The sequence below is a fragment of the Cellulomonas sp. genome, assembly GCF_965229465.1.
Classification (GTDB): Bacteria; Actinomycetota; Actinomycetes; order Actinomycetales; family Cellulomonadaceae; genus Cellulomonas.
Map to the genome: position 1 here is coordinate 646,881 of NZ_OZ245882.1, position 14,483 is coordinate 661,363.

At 72.9% G+C, this 14,483-nt stretch carries 16 protein-coding genes; 10 read left to right on the forward strand and 6 right to left on the reverse strand.

Annotated elements, in window-relative coordinates; all coding sequences use genetic code 11:
* Positions 1 to 13 precede the first annotated feature (13 nt).
* The 3 genes from ACO06A_RS02960 to ACO06A_RS02970 all read left to right on the forward strand — a co-directional run bounded on the left by ACO06A_RS02960 (position 14) and on the right by ACO06A_RS02970 (position 2,553).
* Positions 14 to 559: a hypothetical protein gene (locus ACO06A_RS02960; RefSeq protein WP_421734600.1), complete on the forward strand. Its 546-nt coding sequence runs from the start codon at positions 14 to 16 to the stop codon at positions 557 to 559.
* A gap of 72 nt (positions 560 to 631) precedes the next feature.
* The gene (locus tag ACO06A_RS02965; protein WP_421734601.1) at positions 632 to 1,144 is read left to right on the forward strand and encodes a PadR family transcriptional regulator; all 513 of its coding nucleotides are present in this window, start codon (positions 632 to 634) and stop codon (positions 1,142 to 1,144) included.
* Entirely contained in the window at positions 1,141 to 2,553 is a 1,413-nt protein-coding gene (locus tag ACO06A_RS02970; RefSeq protein WP_421734602.1) for a DHA2 family efflux MFS transporter permease subunit, read from the forward strand. The genes ACO06A_RS02965 and ACO06A_RS02970 overlap by 4 nt, the downstream gene beginning before the upstream one ends.
* A 30-nt stretch (positions 2,554 to 2,583) precedes the next feature.
* On the opposite strand, the gene ACO06A_RS02975 is transcribed toward ACO06A_RS02970, so the two are convergent.
* The 3 genes from ACO06A_RS02975 to sucC all read right to left on the reverse strand — a co-directional run bounded on the left by ACO06A_RS02975 (position 2,584) and on the right by sucC (position 6,107).
* On the reverse strand, positions 2,584 to 3,867 hold the full coding sequence (locus ACO06A_RS02975; protein WP_421734603.1) for a DUF6350 family protein: 1,284 nt from the start codon (positions 3,865 to 3,867) through the stop codon (positions 2,584 to 2,586).
* 129 nt (positions 3,868 to 3,996) lie between these two features.
* The gene (gene sucD, locus ACO06A_RS02980; protein WP_421734604.1) at positions 3,997 to 4,884 is read right to left on the reverse strand and encodes a succinate--CoA ligase subunit alpha; all 888 of its coding nucleotides are present in this window, start codon (positions 4,882 to 4,884) and stop codon (positions 3,997 to 3,999) included.
* 41 nt (positions 4,885 to 4,925) lie between these two features.
* A complete protein-coding gene (sucC, locus tag ACO06A_RS02985) occupies positions 4,926 to 6,107 on the reverse strand; it encodes an ADP-forming succinate--CoA ligase subunit beta (RefSeq protein WP_421734605.1) in 1,182 nt (393 codons plus the stop codon).
* Positions 6,108 to 6,374: 267 nt separating this feature from the next.
* Between sucC and ACO06A_RS02990 the strand changes: the two genes are divergently transcribed.
* The 3 genes from ACO06A_RS02990 (at position 6,375) to ACO06A_RS03000 (ending at position 7,889) form a co-directional block, all read left to right on the forward strand.
* Positions 6,375 to 7,067 carry an AAA family ATPase gene (locus ACO06A_RS02990; RefSeq protein WP_421734606.1) on the forward strand — a complete coding sequence of 231 codons (693 nt, stop codon included), beginning with the start codon at positions 6,375 to 6,377 and terminating at the stop codon, positions 7,065 to 7,067.
* Between the two features lie 64 nt (positions 7,068 to 7,131).
* A complete protein-coding gene (locus ACO06A_RS02995) occupies positions 7,132 to 7,344 on the forward strand; it encodes an RNA polymerase subunit sigma-70 (protein ID WP_315095337.1) in 213 nt (70 codons plus the stop codon).
* Entirely contained in the window at positions 7,344 to 7,889 is a 546-nt protein-coding gene (locus ACO06A_RS03000; RefSeq protein WP_421734607.1) for a Clp protease N-terminal domain-containing protein, read from the forward strand. The genes ACO06A_RS02995 and ACO06A_RS03000 overlap by 1 nt, the downstream gene beginning before the upstream one ends.
* A gap of 49 nt (positions 7,890 to 7,938) precedes the next feature.
* On the opposite strand, the gene pcrA is transcribed toward ACO06A_RS03000, so the two are convergent.
* Genes pcrA through ACO06A_RS03015 form a run of 3 tightly spaced genes read right to left on the reverse strand, consistent with a single transcriptional unit; the run spans position 7,939 to position 11,296 of the window.
* A complete protein-coding gene (gene pcrA / locus ACO06A_RS03005) occupies positions 7,939 to 10,389 on the reverse strand; it encodes a DNA helicase PcrA (protein WP_421734608.1) in 2,451 nt (816 codons plus the stop codon).
* A gap of 60 nt (positions 10,390 to 10,449) precedes the next feature.
* Positions 10,450 to 10,932: a DUF456 domain-containing protein gene (locus ACO06A_RS03010; protein WP_421734609.1), complete on the reverse strand. Its 483-nt coding sequence runs from the start codon at positions 10,930 to 10,932 to the stop codon at positions 10,450 to 10,452.
* A 16-nt stretch (positions 10,933 to 10,948) separates the two neighbouring features.
* On the reverse strand, positions 10,949 to 11,296 hold the full coding sequence (locus ACO06A_RS03015; protein ID WP_175348111.1) for a hypothetical protein: 348 nt from the start codon (positions 11,294 to 11,296) through the stop codon (positions 10,949 to 10,951).
* 95 nt (positions 11,297 to 11,391) lie between these two features.
* On the opposite strand from ACO06A_RS03015, the gene ACO06A_RS03020 reads away from it, so the two are divergent.
* Genes ACO06A_RS03020 through ACO06A_RS03035 form a run of 4 tightly spaced genes read left to right on the forward strand, consistent with a single transcriptional unit; the run spans position 11,392 to position 14,457 of the window.
* Positions 11,392 to 12,144: an SDR family oxidoreductase gene (locus ACO06A_RS03020; protein WP_421734610.1), complete on the forward strand. Its 753-nt coding sequence runs from the start codon at positions 11,392 to 11,394 to the stop codon at positions 12,142 to 12,144.
* A 23-nt stretch (positions 12,145 to 12,167) separates the two neighbouring features.
* The gene (locus ACO06A_RS03025; RefSeq protein ID WP_421734611.1) at positions 12,168 to 12,743 is read left to right on the forward strand and encodes a TetR/AcrR family transcriptional regulator; all 576 of its coding nucleotides are present in this window, start codon (positions 12,168 to 12,170) and stop codon (positions 12,741 to 12,743) included.
* Between the two features lie 5 nt (positions 12,744 to 12,748).
* Positions 12,749 to 13,726: an NADPH:quinone oxidoreductase family protein gene (locus tag ACO06A_RS03030; protein WP_421734612.1), complete on the forward strand. Its 978-nt coding sequence runs from the start codon at positions 12,749 to 12,751 to the stop codon at positions 13,724 to 13,726.
* Positions 13,723 to 14,457: an SDR family NAD(P)-dependent oxidoreductase gene (locus tag ACO06A_RS03035; protein WP_421734613.1), complete on the forward strand. Its 735-nt coding sequence runs from the start codon at positions 13,723 to 13,725 to the stop codon at positions 14,455 to 14,457. Before ACO06A_RS03030 ends, ACO06A_RS03035 begins: the two co-directional genes overlap by 4 nt.
* The last annotated feature ends 26 nt before the right edge of the window (positions 14,458 to 14,483 follow it).

Sequence of the window (14,483 nt, forward strand, 5' to 3'; positions counted from 1 at the left end):
CGAGAATGCTGGGGTGAGCAACCCCTACGCGCCCCCCGAGGACCGTCCGCGCACGCCGGACGGCGACCGGGCGGACGCGCCGGCCCCGCAGGACGGGCCCTCGTGGCCGCCCCCGATGCCCATGCCCGTGCAGCGGCGGCAGGTCGCGCTCGAACCCGAGCGGCTGCCCCCGGACCCGGAGGTCGTCGCGCGCGCCGCGAGCCTCACGCGGCTGTTCGGCGTCCTCGTCCTGGCGTCCGTCCTGGTGGCCACCCTGCCGCTGCCGTGGCAGGCGCCCGCGCTGCTGTTCGCCGTCCCCGCGCTCGTCGTGGGCGTCCGGGCACTGGTCGTCGCCGCACGCGGCCGGACCCGCGGCCTCGTGCCCCTGCTCACGACCGGCGTGGTGATCGCGCTGCTGTGGACGCTCTTCCTCGGCGTGCTCGCCTCCTCCTGGCCCGCGTTGCTGGCGCGGCAGAAGTGCCTCGAAGGGGCCCTGACGATCACCGCGACGAGCACGTGCGAGTCGCAGTACGAGCAGGAGCTCAGCAAGCTGCGCACGTCGCTCGAGACGGGCTCCTAGGGCGCGACGACCCCTTGAAGAGGGCACTCGCGAGCCGGCATAGTCCAGTGAACACTAGGTTAGTCTGGACGAATGACTATCGAGATCTACGCGCTGAGCGTGCTGCGGCGCGGTCCCGTGCACGGCTACGAGCTCAAGCGGCGCGTGCAGCGCCCGTCCATCGCGGCGGTGAACAACAACTCGCTGTACCCGGCGCTGCGACGGCTCGAGCAGTCAGGGGCGGTCACCAAGACCGTCGAGCTGCAGGAGGGCAGGCCCGCGCGCAACGTCTACGCCCTCACCCCGAGAGGACGCGAGCTGCTCACGGAGCTCGTCTCGACGCTCCCGCCGGACCTGGCCAGCGACGACGAGGAGTTCCTGCTCCGCGTGAGCTTCTTCGACGAGCTCGCCGTGCCGGCGCGGCGAGCCGTCCTGCGCGCCCGGCAGGACGTCGTGGAGGCCGCGCTCGCCCAGGTGCGCTCCCTGCTCGCCGACGCCGATCCCGCCCGGTCGTGGCGGCGTCGTGCACAGGAGCAGCTGGTGGAGCGACTGGAGCAGGAGCTCCTGTGGATCGAGGCGCTGCGGGGCGAGGCGGAGCAGCCGTGAACCCGACGCGGGCGCCGCAGGGCTCCGGCACCACGCTCGGCTCGGTCGCGCGCTTCGGGCTGCTCGTCGGACCTGTGCTCAGCATGCTGGACTCGAGCATCGTCAACGTCGCGGTGCCGGACATCGCGCACGAGCTCGCCGCGGGGCTGGACGCCGTCCAGTGGGTCGTCAGCGGGTACCTCCTGTCGCTGGCGGTCGGCCTCGCGCTCACGGCCTACGCGTCGCGCCGGCTGGGCACCATGCGCGTCTACGTCGTGAGCATGGTGCTCTTCGTCGCCGTCTCCGCCCTCTGCGCGCTGGCACCCACCGTCGACGTGCTGATCGCCTCGCGCGTGCTCCAGGGCTTCGTGGGCGCGCCGCTCGTGCCGCTCGCGCTCAGCATCCTGCTCGGCAAGGACGGGGTCGGCGGCTCGGGGAAGATCCCCCTGTCGGCCGCCCTGGTGCTGTTCCTCGCCCCCACGCTGGGCCCGACGCTGGGTGGCCTGCTGATCGGTGCGGGCGGATGGCGGTGGGTCTTCCTCGTGAACGTGCCCCTCGGGGTGCTCGGGCTGCTCCTGATGCTCCGGCTGCCTCCGGTCGGCGAGCGTGCCCGGGCGGACGCTCGCTTCGACCCGCTGGGCTTCGTCCTGCTCGCGAGCGGCCTGGTGTGCACCCTGCTCGCCGCGACCCGTGGGACCTCGGCGGGCTGGCGTCACGCGGACCTCTACGTCCTGCTCCTCGCGGGCGTCGCGCTGCTCGTCGCGTTCGGCTGGTCGTCAGGTCGTCGCGATCAACCCGTCCTGCGGCTCGACGTCGTGCGCGGCGGGCGGGCGGTGCTCGTCCTCGCACTGCAGGTCGTGGCGTCCGTCATCGCCTTCGGCACCATCTTCCTCATGCCCGTGTTCACCGAGGGCGTGCAGGGGCACACCGCCCTCGCGACCGGAGTCGCGCTCCTCCCCCAAGGCATCGTCATGGGGTTCAGCACGGTCCTCGGTCAGCGGGTGTCGAGGTGGATACCTCTCCGCGACCTCGTCACCCTCGGGTTCGCCGTGCTGGCGCTGTCCAGTGCGGCCCTGCTCGCGCTCACGGAGACCACTCCGCTGTGGGTGACGGCCGCCATGCTGTGCGGGCGCGCGGCCGCCGCGGGTCTGGTCACCACGCCGCTGCTCATCGCGTTCCTGGCGCCGCTCGAGGAGTCGGAGCTGGCCGACGGGAACACGCTCTACACCATCTCCCAGCGGCTGGGCGGGTCCATGGGCGTCGGCGTCCTCGCGTCCGTCGCGGCCCGCGGGACCGGCACCCGGGGCGCGCTGCAGGCCTTCCATCTGGTGGGCGCAGTTCTCGTCGCGCTCGCTGCCCTCGCCGCCGCGCTGTCGCGTCGACTCCCCGCCGTCGAGTCCGATCCCGTGGCGACGCCTGCTGCTCGCTGAGAACCACCGGGACGTGCGTCGCGCACGCCGTCAGGCGCCGTCCCCGGCACCCCGACCTAGCATCCGTCGTGCCGACCGCCCGATCTCGGCGCGCAGCAGACGGTCCCCAGGGAGCGCCACCGCGCACGCCCCGACGAGCACCCCCGCGCCCGCCAGGAGCCCCACCACGGCGCCGTGAGCCCCCACGTGCGCCAGCCGGTCGGGGCCGATGCCGCCGCTCGCCGCCGTCACCAGCACCGCGACCAGGACCGTGGCGGTCACCCCGGCGGCGGCGCAGGCCAGCATCGCGTCCCACCACCGCTGAGCCACCAGCCGACGGTGGACGTACCAGCCGACGAGCGCGCCCACGGCCACCACGACGAGCGGGACCAGGCTCGTCGCCGGACCTGCGACGTCGGGTGCCGGGAGCGCACCGAGCATGGGGACCGCCGGCAGGGCACCGCCGACGACCCCGTCGGGTCCGAAGTGCGTCCCCTCACCCACCGCGAAGCCGGCGCCGGTGAGCCACGCGAGCGCCCACACGACCAGGTTGGGCAGGTAGGCCAGCTCGGCGACCGCCAGCACGACGCCGCCCACGGCATCGAGACCGAGCCCGCGCACGACGTCCCCGATGGTGGCCCGGCCCGCCAGGACCCACAGGGTGGTCACCAGGGTGGCGACGAGCACCAGAGCGGCTGCACCAAGGACGCCCCCGACGCCACCGGTGCGCAGGGGCGCCGGGCACCGGGACCACACGGGACGGGCAAGGGTCCGCGGCGACGGCGCCTCCGGGCGAGCCAGCAGACCGGCGCCCAACCCGACGGCGGAGACCAGCGCGCCCCCGACGAACGCACGCCCGGGCGAGCCCCCGGACAGCAGCGCCACGACGACCGTCACCAGCACGTACGTCCCGACGCCCGCGGCGTAGGACGACCAGGTGGCCAGGCCGGACCGACGGGCCGACGCGTAGCAGACGAAGAGCGCGATCGCGGTGACGCCGAGCGGGACCAGGGACACCACGACGGGGCCGACGTGGGCCGGCACGCCGTGCCCGAGGAGCCAGAGGGCGGACCCGACGCCCACGGAGCGGAACCAGCCGATCCCGCTGTTGGAGGGGTCGGCCGAGGTGGCGACGTAGGCCGCGACCGCCGGCAGGGCCAGCACGAGCAACGAGAGGAGGGCCGCCTGGAGCGCGGACAGCACGCCGGCGACCCAGCGCGGGGCGCCGTCGAGCGCGCTGGTGAAGAAGGTCGGTGCGGGCTCGTCGACGAGGGTGCGGCGACGGCGACGGTCGACGACGGGGGTTCCCCCCGTGCGGGGGCCGGTGGTGCTCACCGTGCCATCGTCGCCGCCGGGCCCGCCCGAGCGCCGAACCCCACGCGGCGCGTCGGCTGTCGGGTGAGACACGTCGGCCCCGGCGAGCGCTGGCTCACCGGGGCCGAGAGTCGAACGAGGTCAGCGGTGCTAGCTCAACAGCTGGCGCGCCAGGACGGCCGTCTCGGACGGCGTCTTGCCGACCTTGACGCCCGCGGCCTCGAGGGCCTCCTTCTTGGCCTGCGCGGTGCCCGACGAGCCGGAGACGATGGCGCCGGCGTGGCCCATCGTCTTGCCCTCGGGCGCCGTGAAGCCGGCGACGTAGCCGACGACGGGCTTGGTGACGTGCTCGGCGATGTACGCCGCGGCACGCTCCTCGGCGTCGCCGCCGATCTCACCGATCATCACGATGACCTCGGTGTCGGGGTCCGCCTCGAACGCCGCGAGCGCGTCGATGTGCGTGGTGCCGATGATGGGGTCGCCGCCGATGCCGATGGCCGTGGAGAACCCGAGGTCCCGCAGCTCGTACATCATCTGGTAGGTCAGCGTGCCCGACTTGGACACCAGGCCGATGCGGCCCGGGCCCGTGATGTCCGCCGGGATGATGCCGACGTTGGACTTTCCGGGGCTGATCAGGCCGGGGCAGTTGGGGCCGATGAGCCGCACGCCCTTGTCCAGCGCGAGCGCGAAGAACTCGGCGGTGTCGGCCACCGGGACGCCCTCGGTGATGATGACGACGAGCGGGATGCCGGCGTCGATCGCCTCGACGACCGCGGCCTTGGTGTGGGCCGGCGGCACGAAGACGACGGACACGTCCGCACCCGTGGCGTCCATGGCCTCGGCCACGGTGCCGAACACGGGGACGTCGGTCGCCGTGTCCCCGTCACCGAACGTGACCGAGGTGCCCGCCTTGCGCGGGTTGACCCCGCCGACGACGGACGTGCCGGACGCGAGCATGCGGGTGGTGTGCTTCTGGCCCTCGGAACCCGTCATGCCCTGGACGATGACCTTGGATGCCTCGGTCAGGAAGATCGCCATGTGAGTGTCTGCTTCTCTCTCGTCTGTGTGGGTCGACGGTCTCAGGCCGCGGCGTGGGCGAGCTCGGCCGCCTTGTCGGCGCCGCCGTCCATCGTGTCCGCGATGGTGACCAGCGGGTGGCCGGCCTCGGCCAGGATCCGACGGCCCTCGAGCACGTTGTTCCCGTCCAGGCGCACGACCAGCGGCTTGGAGGCCTCGTCGCCGAGGATCTCGAGGGCGGCCACGATGCCGTTGGCGACGGCGTCGCACGCCGTGATGCCGCCGAAGACGTTGACGAACACCGCCTTGACCTGCGGGTCCGTGAGGATGATGTCCAGGCCCGCGGCCATGACCTCGGCGCTGGCGCCGCCACCGATGTCCAGGAAGTTGGCCGGCTTCACGCCACCGTGCGCCTCGCCGGCGTACGCGACGACGTCGAGGGTGCTCATCACGAGCCCGGCGCCGTTGCCGATGATGCCGACCTCGCCGTCGAGCTTGACGTAGTTGAGGTCCTTCTCCTTGGCACGCGCCTCGAGCGGGTCCGCCGCGGCGGCGTCCTCGAGCTCGGCGTGCTCCGGGTGCCGGAAGGAGGCGTTCTCGTCGAGCGTGACCTTGCCGTCGAGCGCGACGATCTCGCCGTCCTCGGTGAGGACCAGCGGGTTCACCTCGACCAGGGTGGCGTCCTCGCTGCGGTAGACCGTCCAGAGCGTCTGGAGCACCGCCGCGACCTTGGGCGCGATCTCGGCGTCGAACCCGGCGGCGCGGACGATCTCGTCGGCCTTGGCCTGGTCGATGCCGGTGCGCGGGTCGACGGCCACCTTGGCGAGGGCGTCGGGACGCTCCACGGCCAGCTGCTCGATGTCCATGCCGCCCTCGACCGAGCACATCGCCAGGTAGCGGCGCTCGGAGCGGTCGAGCAGCAGGGAGAAGTAGAACTCCGTCGCGATCTTCGCGCCGGCCGCGATCATCACGCGGTGGACCGTGTGGCCCTTGATGTCCATGCCGAGGATCTCGGTGGCCTTCTCGGCCGCGTCGTCCGCCGACCGGGCCAGCTTGACGCCGCCGGCCTTGCCGCGGCCGCCGACCTTGACCTGAGCCTTGACGACCACGACTCCCGGCTGACCGCCCAGGAGCTGCTCCGCGCCGGCGCGGGCCTCCTCGGGAGTCGTGGCGACCACGCCGCCGAGCACGGGAACGCCGTGCTTCTCGAAGATGTCACGTGCCTGGTACTCGAACAGGTCCACCTGGTCTGGGTCCTCTCATCAACCGGCGTTCGACGGCCTCGGTGCGGCCGAAACGCCCCGGTCGATGGTAGCCGCCGGGTGGAGATCTCTTCACATCGACAGATGTGGCGTGCGCAACGCTCGTTCTTCACGGTTTCTCCCCGACGCGTCCCCGAACCCTTCCCGACAAACCGGACGTTCCGCTACGTTCGCCCGCATGGACCCGGTGACGCACGTCGCTGCAACGCTCGATCCCGGCGGTTCGTCGGCGTCCCGGCGTCGGTCGCGGTGAGCGCCCCGTCGGACACGGCGCCCACGGCGTCGGTCGCCCGCCTCGCCGTCGTGCGTGAGGTGACAGGCCGCATCCCCGACCCCCGCGCGCTCGGCCGTCCCGTCCTCGTCGGGGTCGACGGCATGGACGGCGCCGGCAAGACCACGTTCGCCGACGAGCTGGCCGCCGACCTGCGTCGCGAGGGCCGGGACGTCGTGCGCGTCTGCGTCGACGGCTTCCACCGTCCCCGCGACGAGCGCTACCGCCAGGGCCGGCACTCCCCCGAGGGGTTCTGGGCGGACTCGTACGACTACGACGCGCTGCGGACGCAGGTGCTGGAGCCGTTCGCGCCGGGCGGCTCCCGGCGCTTCCGGCGGGCGGTGCGTGACGTCGCGACCGACAACCCCCTGCACCTGCCCCGCGAGGCCGGCACCGACCGCACCGTCCTCGTGGTCGACGGGATCTTCCTGCACCGCGACGAGCTGGCCGCGTGGTGGGACCTGTCGGTCTACCTCGACGTCGACTTCGCCGAGACGTTCGCGCGGATGGCCGTCCGCGACGGCTGCTCGCCGGACCCCACCCACCCCGCGAACACCCGCTACGTCGAGGGCCAGCGCCGCTACCTGGCCGCCTGCCGGCCCGCGTCCCGCGCCACGGTGGTCATCGACAACCGCGACCTGGCCCACCCCCAGGTGATCCCCCACCCCTGACCTCTTCCTCCTTCGCTGTCAATGCGAGTTGACATGGCTCCATGCGTCAACGTAGGTTGACGGCATGTCCGATGAGCTCATGACCGCAGCCGCGAGTGCTGCCGAACCTGCCGAGGGCCTGCGGGCCGTCCGGGCGCTGCGCGCGCTCGCCGACCGGCTGGAGGCGCTGCACGTCGAGCGCGCCCGCCGGCTCGGCTGGTCCTGGCAGCAGGTCGCCGACGCCCTGGGCGTCTCGCGGCAGGCGGTCCACAAGAAGCACGGGAAGAGGGTTGGCTGATGTTCGAGAGGTTCGCCAAGGACGCCCGCGAGTCGGTCGTCCAGGCTCAGGAGGAGGCCCGCGCGCTCGGTGCCGACCGGGTGGGGACCGAGCACGTGCTGCTGGGCATCGTCCGTACGCCCGACACGATCGCCGCACGGGCGCTGGACCGGCTGGGCGTCGGCCACGATGCCGTGCTCGCGGCGGTCCGCACGCTGCCGCCGGGCGCCATCGACGCCGACGCGCTCGCCGGCGTCGGCATCGACCTGGAGGCCGTGCGCGCGCAGGTCGAGGCGTCGTTCGGTCCGGGTGCGCTCGACGCGCGACCGGCACACAGCCCGTCCGGGCACCTGCCGTTCGAGACCTCGGCCAAGAAGCTGCTCGAGATCGCGCTGCGGGAGGCCCTGCGCTACAAGCACCGGCGGATCGACACGGGCCATCTGCTCCTGGCGGTCGTGCGCCTCGACGACACGCCCGCTGCCCGCGTGCTCAGCTCGCTCGGGGTCGGCGCCGACCGCGTCCACGAGGCGGTCGCCGCGACCTGGGCCGACGTCCCGGTGGGATGACGGTGATCGCGCCGGGCAGCCTGCGCCGTTGGCGGGCGCAGGCCGCGTGTCAGAGCTTGGTGACCGGCGAGAACCGGAGCAGCAGGCGCTTGGTGCCGTCGGTGCCGAAGTCGACCTTGGCCACGGCGTTCGGACCCGCACCCTCGAGCCCGATGACCGTGCCCAGGCCGTACGAGTCGTGCGTGACGCGGTCGCCGATCGCCAGCTGCGGGATCGCGGACTCGGGCCGCGGGGTGGCCGACCCGAACGTGGCGCCCGTCGACGGCAGCGTCTTGCGCTCGGTCCGCGGCGCCGACGACGCCCGGTAACCGCCGCCTCCGCCCGACGACCCGTAGCCCGAGCCCCACCCGCCGCGCAGCTGCGAGGTCGACGACTCCCGCCGGCGCCAGTCGATGAGCTCGTCCGGCAGGTCGTCCAGGAAGCGGCTGGGCGGGAACTCGTTGGGCACGCCCCACGCCGTACGAACGGCTGCCCGCGAGATGTACAACCGCTCGCGCGCGCGGGTCAGCCCGACGTACGCCAGCCGGCGCTCCTCCTCCAGCTGCTGCGAGTCGGAGAGCGACCGCAGGTGCGGGAACGTGCCGTCCTCCATGCCGGTGAGGAACACGACCGGGAACTCGAGGCCCTTGGCGGTGTGCAGGGTCATCAGCGTGACGACCCCGGGGTCCGGGCGGGACGCGCCGTCGCCGTCCCCGCCGTCGTCGTCCGGGATCTGGTCGGAGTCCGCGACGAGCGAGACGCGCTCGAGGAAGTCGGCGAGAACCCCCTCGGGATCGCTCTGCTCGAACTCGGACGCGACGGCGTGCAGCTCGGCCAGGTTCTCCACCCGGGAGCCGTCCTGCGGGTCGTCGCTAGCCCGAAGCTCCGCGAGGTAGCCCGACCGGTCGAGGATCGCGCCGAGGACCTCGGCGGGGCCGGCGGTCGACGCCAGCGTCCGCAGGTCGGCCATCATCGAGGCGAACGCCGACAGACCCGTGATCGCGCGCGTGCCGAGGCCGGGGACCTCGTCGAGCCGGTCGAGGGCGGCGCCGAACGAGATGCGCTCGCGCTCCGCGAAGGAGGCGACCATGGCCTCCGACCGGTCCCCCAGCCCGCGCTTGGGCACGTTGAGGATGCGGCGCACGCTCACGTCGTCGTCGGGGTTGTCCAGCGCGCGCAGGTACGCGACCGCGTCCTTGATCTCCTTGCGCTCGTAGAACCGGGTGCCGCCGACCACCTTGTACGGCAGGCCGACGCGGATGAGCACCTCCTCGAGCGCGCGGGACTGCGCGTTGGCGCGGTAGAACACGGCGACGTCACCGGGCCGGACCCCGTCGGAGTCGCCCAGCCGGTCGATCTCCTCCGCGACGAACCGCGCCTCCTCGTGCTCGGTGTCCGCCACGTAGGCGACGATCTGTGCGCCCGCGCCGGAGTCGGTCCAGAGGCGCTTGTTCTCCCGCCCGGGGTTGCGGCTGATCACCGCGTTGGCGGCCGACAGGATGGTCTGCGTGGACCGGTAGTTCTGCTCGAGCAGGATGGTCCGCGCGTCCGGGTAGTCCACCTCGAACTCGAGGATGTTGCGGATGGACGCCCCGCGGAACGCGTAGATCGACTGGTCCGCGTCGCCGACGACCGTGAGCTCGCCGCGCGGGAGCTCCATGTCCGTGGAGTCGTCGACGATCCCGCGCGAGGAACCCACCAGCTCACGCACCAGCGCGTACTGGGCGTGGTTGGTGTCCTGGTACTCGTCGACCAGCACGTGCCGGAACCGGCGCCGGTAGTGCTCGGCGACGGCGGGGTACGCACGCAGCAGGTGCACGGTGGTCATGATCAGGTCGTCGAAGTCGAGCGCGTGCGCCTGCTTCAGCCGGGCCTGGTAGCGCGTGTAGACCTGCGCCAGCGCGGTGTCGAAGTCGTTCGCGGCACCGCTGCCGGACGTCGCCGCGAACGTCTCGGGGTCCACCAGCTCGTCCTTGAGCGAGGAGATCTTGTTCGCCATCGCCTTGGCGGGGTACCGCTTGGCGTCGAGGTCGAGCTCGCGCGCCACCAGGGTGAGCAGGCGCTGCGAGTCGGCCGAGTCGTAGATGGAGAAGCTGGACCGCAGGCCCAGGGTCGCGGCCTCACGGCGCAGGATCCGGACGCACGCCGAGTGGAACGTGGACACCCACATGCGACCGGCGGCCGGGCCGACCAGGCTCTCGACGCGCTCGCGCATCTCCGCGGCGGCCTTGTTGGTGAACGTGATGGCGATGACCTCGCCCGCGCGGGCCCGCCCCGTGGCCAGCAGGTACGCGATGCGGTTGGTCAGCACCCGCGTCTTGCCCGATCCCGCGCCGGCGACGATGAGCAGCGGGCCGCCCTGGTGCAGCACGGCCTCGCGCTGCTGCGGGTTGAGGCCCTTGAGCAGGGCGTCGGCCTCTGCTCGGCGGCGGGCGGCGGCAGCCTCGGCCGCGGCGTCGCCGGAGGGGTCTGCCGAGGCGCCCGGCAGGGGCAGGGAGAGGTTCTCGAAGAGCGACGTCATGGCAGCCTCAGGATAGGCGCCGGAACCGACATTCCCGTGCTGGGCTGTGGACGCGCCCGGTCAGGTGAGGGCGAGGGCGGTGAGCCACGCACCCGTGGCGACGAGTGCCGCGGCGAGCTCGACGAGGATGGTCAGGCCCGTGGCCTGGAGCGCCGCGACGGTGGCCCGCCAGGCCGGCCGGGGCTCGCGCGACCGGAGCCACTCCGCGAGGTAGATCCCGAGCACGAACCCCACGAACAGCCCCACGACGGGGATGACGAAGAACCCGACGACGCCCGCGATCCCGCCCCAGACGAGCGTGGACGACGGCACGCCCGCCCGTTTGAGGTGCCGGCCCGCCAGCAGGTACTTGCCGACGAACGCCAGCGCCGTGACCACGACGGTGATCGCGACGACCGTCCAGCCCGCGACTCCCCCGGTGACCACGCCCCACACGATGACCGCCCCAGCGACGAGCAGACCGCCGGGCAGCACCTGGACGACGACCCCGAAGAGCCCGACCAGCACGACGAGCCCGACCAGGAGGTCACCGACGGAGTTCACGGGGTGGACAGTAACGTCAGCGCCAGAGCACCGCGATCGCGACGTTCAGCGCCGTCAGGCCGGCGATCGCGCCGAGGTAGCCGGTGGTCACGCGCGACGGCTTGCGCACGCCGAGCACGACCAGCACGGTGACGACGACCGCGACGACGAGCTTGACGGCGATCTTGGTGGTGTCGGGCTCGTGCCCGGCGAGCCCCGCCGACGCGATGCCGGCCAGGGCGATGCCGGTGACCAGCGCGGTGAGGATGCCGTGCAGGACGCCGGTGGCGATCTTCGGGGTGCGGAGGTTGACCAGCGTGCCGCCGAGCACGATGGCCCAGCCGAGCAGGTGGAGGACGACGAGCAGGTGGTAGACGAGATCCATGCGAGGAGCCTATCTGACGCAGCGTCAGATAAAGCACCGCGCCGATGCGCTACTGTCTGGCGGCATACCGAACAGTCGGTATCGAAGGAGCGGGCATGCGCAGGTTCGAGGGCAGGGTCGCCCTGATCACGGGGGCCAGCCGTGGGATCGGCCTGGCCGTCGCGGAACGCCTGGTCACCGAGGGTGCCACGGTCGTGATCACCGGGCGCAAGCCGGAGTCGCTGACGGCCGCGATCGCCCGGCTCGACGCGATCTCCGAAGGACACGCGGTGGGCGTCGCGGGCAGGGCCGACGACGAGGACCACCGCGCCGACGTCTTCGCCCTCGTGCGCGACCGCTTCGGCGGCCTGGACCACCTGGTGAACAACGCCGGGATCAACCCCGCCTACGGCCCGACGCTGGAGATCGAGAGCTCCGTCGTGCGCAAGATCCTCGACGTGAACGTCGTGGCGGCCCTGGACTGGACGCGCTCGGCCGTCGCGGCCGGGCTGCGCCGCTCGATCGTGAACACCGGCTCGGTGGCAGGCCTGTCGGCCAGCCCGGGCGTCGCGTTCTACGGCGTCTCCAAGGCCGCGCTGCTCAACCTCACGCAGCAGCTCGCGGTCGAGCTGGCGCCCGGTATCCGGGTCAACGCGGTGGCCCCCGCCGTCGTCCGGACGCGGCTGGCGCAGGCGCTGTACGAGGGCGACCGCGAGGCGAGGCTCGCCGCGGTCTACCCGCTCGGCCGCATCGGTGAGCCCGAGGACGTCGCCGGCCCGGTCGCGTTCCTGCTGTCCGACGACGCCGCCTGGATCACCGGCCATACGCTCACCATCGACGGCGGCGCGAGTGCCGTCGCCGTCGGCTAGTCGCACACGAGAGAGGCACCACCATGGCCACGTCCAGCGTCGTCGACGACATCACGCGGGCCGCCGTCGACCTGTTCTCCACCCAGGGGTACGCCAACACCTCGGTGCAGCAGATCGTCGAGGCGGCCGGCGTCACCAAGGGCGCGATGTACCACTACTTCGAGTCGAAGGACGACCTCCTCTTCTCGATCTACGAGCGGATGCTGACGCTCCAGACGAACCACCTCGAGGAGCTCGTCGGCCGCGGGACCTCGACCGCGCAGACCCTGCACGACGTGTGCGTCGACGTGGTCGAGACGTCGATCGACTTCCTGCCCGAGGGCACCGTCTTCTTCCGCAGCGTCCACATGCTCTCCGAGCCGCGCCAGAAGGAGGTCACCCGCCGACGCCGGCAGTACCACGACGTGTTCGCGGGCCTCATCGAGCGCGGCCAGGAGGAGAAGCTCTACCGGACCGACATCCCCCGCGCGGTGCTCGTCGCGCACTTCTTCGCGGACGTCCACTACCTGTCGAACTGGTACTCCCCGGAGGGCGCCGAGGACAAGGGGGTCCTCGCGCAGCAGCTGACGAACCTCTTCCTCGTCGCGATCAAGGCCTGACCGCCGTGCGCGCCTGGCACGTGACCCGGCACGGCGAGCCGGCAGACGTCCTCCAGCTCGCCGAGGTGGCCGATCCGACACCCGGCCCGGGGCAGGTGCTCGTCCGGGTGCGCGCGGTCGCCGTGAACTTCCCCGACGTGCTGCTCGCCCGCGGCGAGTACCAGGTGCGCCCACCGCTGCCCTTCTCCCCCGGCATCGAGCTGTGCGGAGAGGTGGTCGCCCTCGGCGACGGGGTGTCCCGCGTGGCGCTCGGCGACCGCGTCGTCGGCTCCCGGATCGGCGTCCTCTCGGAGCTGGCCGTGCTCGACGAGCGCGAGGTGTTCCCGGCCCCGGCCGCGCTGGACGACGCCGAGGCCGCCGCGCTGACCATCGGCTACCAGACCGCCTGGTTCGGCCTGCACCGCCGCGCGGCCCTGCAGCCCGGCGAGACCCTGCTCGTGCACGCGGCCGCCGGTGGGGTCGGCACCGCCGCCGTCCAGCTCGGAGCCGCCGCGGGCGCGCGCGTGATCGGCGTGGTCGGCAACGCGGCCAAGGCGGAGGTCGCGCGGAGGGCAGGCGCGGAGGTCGTGATCGACCGGTCAACGCAGGACGTCGTGGCGGTCGTCAAGGCCGAGACCGCGGGTGCGGGTGCCGACGTCGTGTTCGACCCCGTCGGCGGGGCCGTCTTCGAGCAGTCCACGAAGTGCATCGCGTTCGAGGGCCGGATCGTCGTGGTCGGCTTCGCGGGCGGGACGATCCAGGCGGTCAACGCCGGGCACGCGCTGGTGAAGAACTACGGCGTGCTGGGCCTGCACTGGGCCCTCTACGCGCAACGCCGCCCCGATCTGGTGGACGCCGCGCACGCCGAGCTCACCCGGCTGGTCGACGAGGAGCGCATCAGGCCCGTCGTCGGCGAGGTCGTCGCGTTCGAGGACGCCCCCGCGGCGGTGCAGCGGCTCGCCGACGGCAGCACCACCGGGCGCCTCGTGGTGCGGGTCTCGTGAGCACGCTCGACGGACGCGTCGCGATCGTCAGCGGCGCGGCCGGAGGGCTCGGGTCGGCGTTCTCGCGCGCCCTGCACGCGGCCGGGGCGAGCGTGGTGATCGCGGACCTGGTCGACGACGCCGCCGCCGCGCTCGCGGCCGAGCTGGGCGACCGGGCGCTGGCCGTGCACCTGGACGTCACGTCGCCGGAGAGCTGGGCCGCGACGGTGCACCGGACGCTCGCCACCTTCGGCGCGGTCGACGTGCTGGTCAACAACGCGGGCATCGCCAACGCCGGACCGATCGACCACTACCCGCTCGCCAAGTGGGAGGCCGTCATCGCGGTCAACCTCACGGGGGTGTTCCTGGGCGCGCAGGCCGTGGTGCCGGCGATGAAGGCAGCCGGGCGCGGGTCGATCATCAACATCTCGTCGGTCGAGGGCATGCGCGGCGGCGACCACCTGCACGGGTACGTGGCGTCGAAGTTCGGCGTCCGCGGCCTGACCAAGTCGCTGGCGGTCGAGCTGGGCCGTGACGGCATCCGGGTCAACTCCGTGCACCCGGGCTTCGTGCTCACCCCGATGACCGCACGCCTGGACCCCACCGCGACACCCATCCCCCTCGGCCGACCGGCGCTCCCGGCCGATGTCGCGGGCACCGTGGTCTTCCTCGCGTCCGACGCCTCGGCCTACACCACGGGCACGGAGCTGGTGGTCGACGGCGGCATGATCGCGGGCCTCCCGCACTCCTGACCGACCCCGCACGACCGTGACAGAAC

Bases quoted from the DNA above. Each gene is read 5' to 3' on its own strand.
- ACO06A_RS02965 (WP_421734601.1), top strand. From the start codon at position 632: ATGACTATCGAGATCTACGCGCTGAGCGTGCTGCGGCGCGGTCCCGTG.
- sucD (WP_421734604.1), bottom strand. From the start codon at position 4,884: ATGGCGATCTTCCTGACCGAGGCATCCAAGGTCATCGTCCAGGGCATG.
- ACO06A_RS02995 (WP_315095337.1), top strand. From the start codon at position 7,132: ATGTCCGATGAGCTCATGACCGCAGCCGCGAGTGCTGCCGAACCTGCC.
- ACO06A_RS03000 (WP_421734607.1), top strand. From the start codon at position 7,344: ATGTTCGAGAGGTTCGCCAAGGACGCCCGCGAGTCGGTCGTCCAGGCT.
- pcrA (WP_421734608.1), bottom strand. From the start codon at position 10,389: ATGACGTCGCTCTTCGAGAACCTCTCCCTGCCCCTGCCGGGCGCCTCG.
- ACO06A_RS03015 (WP_175348111.1), bottom strand. From the start codon at position 11,296: ATGGATCTCGTCTACCACCTGCTCGTCGTCCTCCACCTGCTCGGCTGG.
- ACO06A_RS03020 (WP_421734610.1), top strand. From the start codon at position 11,392: ATGCGCAGGTTCGAGGGCAGGGTCGCCCTGATCACGGGGGCCAGCCGT.
- ACO06A_RS03025 (WP_421734611.1), top strand. From the start codon at position 12,168: ATGGCCACGTCCAGCGTCGTCGACGACATCACGCGGGCCGCCGTCGAC.